At 60.6% G+C, this 2,540-nt stretch carries 4 protein-coding genes; all 4 read left to right on the top strand.

Features of this window, described 5'->3' with window-relative positions; genetic code table 11:
• Positions 1 to 78: 78 nt before the first annotated feature.
• The 4 genes from Q0K17_RS11160 (at position 79) to Q0K17_RS11145 (ending at position 2,440) form a co-directional block, all read left to right on the top strand.
• Positions 79 to 1,200, top strand: coding sequence for a sodium ion-translocating decarboxylase subunit beta (locus Q0K17_RS11160; RefSeq protein WP_294542983.1), 1,122 nt, complete (start codon positions 79 to 81; stop codon positions 1,198 to 1,200).
• A 27-nt stretch (positions 1,201 to 1,227) separates the two neighbouring features.
• Positions 1,228 to 1,359, top strand: coding sequence for an OadG-related small transporter subunit (locus tag Q0K17_RS11155; protein ID WP_294542982.1), 132 nt, complete (start codon positions 1,228 to 1,230; stop codon positions 1,357 to 1,359).
• A 111-nt stretch (positions 1,360 to 1,470) separates the two neighbouring features.
• Positions 1,471 to 2,013: a sigma-70 family RNA polymerase sigma factor gene (locus Q0K17_RS11150; protein ID WP_294542981.1), complete on the top strand. Its 543-nt coding sequence runs from the start codon at positions 1,471 to 1,473 to the stop codon at positions 2,011 to 2,013.
• 151 nt (positions 2,014 to 2,164) lie between these two features.
• Complete coding sequence (locus Q0K17_RS11145; protein WP_204647283.1) at positions 2,165 to 2,440, top strand: zinc-ribbon domain containing protein; 276 nt, start codon at positions 2,165 to 2,167, stop codon at positions 2,438 to 2,440.
• The last annotated feature ends 100 nt before the right edge of the window (positions 2,441 to 2,540 follow it).

Raw genomic sequence — 2,540 nt, 5'->3', positions numbered from 1 at the left:
ATGCCCTTGACACAGCCAATGGCGTCGGCCATAATGGACATAAAGTGAATCAATGTCAAAAAGGAGGTTCGTCTCGCTATGGAGGCACTTTTCGGCAATGTATTGAACCTGCAGTGGCAGCAGGTGGTCATGTGGATCATCGGTGCGCTGCTGATCTGGCTGGCAATCAAAAAACAGATGGAACCCTCGCTGCTGCTGCCCATGGGCTTCGGCGCCATCCTGGTCAACCTGCCCCAGTCCGGCGCGGTCACCCAGATCATCGACGGCGTCACCGAGCTGGGCCCCATCGACGTGCTGTTCGACTCCGGCATCGCCAACGAGCTGTTCCCGCTTTTGCTCTTTGTGGGCATCGGCGCCATGATCGACTTTACCCCGCTGCTCTCCAACCCCAAGCTGATGATCTTCGGTGCGGCGGCGCAGTTCGGCATCTTCTTCACCCTGTGTGTGGCCACCCTGCTGGGCTTTGACATCAAGGACGCCGCCTCCATCGCCATCATCGGCGCTGCCGACGGCCCCACCTCCATCTTTGTGGCCAACTTCTTCCAGTCCAACTATCTGGGCGCCATCGTGGTGGTGGCCTACTCCTACATGGCCCTGGTGCCCATCATCCAGCCCACCGTCATCCGTGCCGTCACCACCAAGGCGGAGCGGCGCATCCGTATGGGGTATGCCGACCGCCCGGTGAGCAAGACCACCAAGATCCTGTTCCCCATCATCATCACCATCATTGCCGGTCTGGTGGCGCCCCGCAGCGTGGCCCTCATCGGCTTTCTGATGTTCGGCAACCTGGTGCGGGAATGCGGCGTTCTGGAAGGCCTGTCCGAGACCGCCCAGAAGGACCTGGCCAACCTCATCACCCTGCTGTTGGGCCTGACCGTCTCCACCAAGATGCAGGCGGCCAGCTTCCTTACCGTGCAGACCCTCATGATCCTGGGCCTGGGCCTGGTGGCCTTCGTCTTTGACACAGTGGGCGGCGTTGTGGTGGCCAAGATCTACAACCTCTTTGCCAAGACCAAGATCAACCCCATGATCGGCGCGGCGGGCATCTCCGCCTTCCCCATGTCGGCCCGTGTCATCAACAAGATGGGCCTGCAGGAGGACAACCAGAACTTCCTGCTCATGCATGCGGTGGGCGTCAATGTTTCCGGCCAGATCGCCTCGGTCATTGCCGGCGGCATGATCCTGACCCTGTTCGCCTGATTCTTTATATAATAAGGAGTGTACGCCATGCTGAATATTCAAAATCTGCTGGAAGTCCTGCCCAAGGCCGGCATGGGCTGGGGCGGCGTTTTTGTGGTGACGGTGGTCATCATCCTGGCTGTGGAGCTGCTGAACTACTTCACCGGGCGGAATAACTGAGCCGAAAAAGCCCTTGCCTGCGGCATTATCCGGCAGAAAATGATTGACAAACGCGGGCACAGCCGCTACAATGGGAACTACCGTAACCGCACCGTCCCAAAGGAGCCGTCTATGCAGCCGATCAGTGAGGAAATGTTGCAGCGCGCCGCCAACGGGGACGAAGCCGCTCTGGCGGCGCTGATCGCCCGCATGATGCCTGTCATCCGCAAAGGCGCCTGGTCCGCCCAGGCTCCCGGCCTGGAATTTGACGATGCCGTGCAGGAAGGGCTCATCGGTCTGTTCGGTGCGGTACGAGGGTATGATCCTTCACGCGGGGTGCCGTTTGCGTCCTATGCGGCCAACTGCATTGTCAATGCCCAGCGCGACGCCCACCGCGCCGCCACCCGCAAAAAGCACGCGCCGCTGAACGACAGCGTGCCGCTGCCGGAGGACGAAGCTGCGCCCGGTCCGGAGGAACTGGCCATTGCCAGTGAGAACCGCACCGATGTGCTGGCGCAGATCGACACCCTGCTTTCCCCGCTGGAGCGCGCCGCGCTGCTGGCCAGTCTGGACGGGCTTTCTCCCGCCGAGACCGCCAAAGTGCTGGACCGCCCGCCCCGTGCGGTGGAAAACGCTCTGGCCCGTGCCCGCCGCAAACTGCGCGCCGCGCGCTGACCACCTTTTGGACTTGGACGGTTCCCGCCGCCTTGGTCATATAGTAACCTGCCCCAAGTAGCTTAGCAATCAGTTCTTCCTTTGGTCCTTACCAAGCAGGCGTTGGTTGAAATCTTCCGCGGGCAAATATTTTTAAGAGGAGATACCCATTATGTTCGAAGACAAGACTTTGGTATGCAAGGATTGCGGCAAAGAGTTCGTCTGGACCGCCGGCGAGCAGGAATTCTACGCCAGCCGCGGTTTCGAGAACCAGCCCCAGCGCTGCAAGCCCTGCCGCGACGCCCGCAAGAACGCTGTCCGCGGTGAGCGCCAGATGTTTGACGCTGTCTGCGCCAGCTGCGGCAAGGCCTGCAAGGTTCCCTTCCAGCCCCGCGAAGACCGTCCGGTCTACTGCAGCGAGTGCTTCGCCAAGATGAAGGAAAACTGATTCATCTGACCTGAATGCCAAATAAACCCCGCCGTCCGAAACAAAGGATGGCGGGGTTTTTGCATGTCAGACCGTAAGCTGCGTTACAGGGGGCGGCACA

Source organism: uncultured Gemmiger sp. (assembly GCA_944388105.1).
Classification (GTDB): Bacteria; Bacillota; Clostridia; order Oscillospirales; family Ruminococcaceae; genus Gemmiger.
The sequence above is the reverse complement of the archived record's forward strand: the minus strand, read 5'-3'. Positions and strand labels throughout refer to the sequence as shown.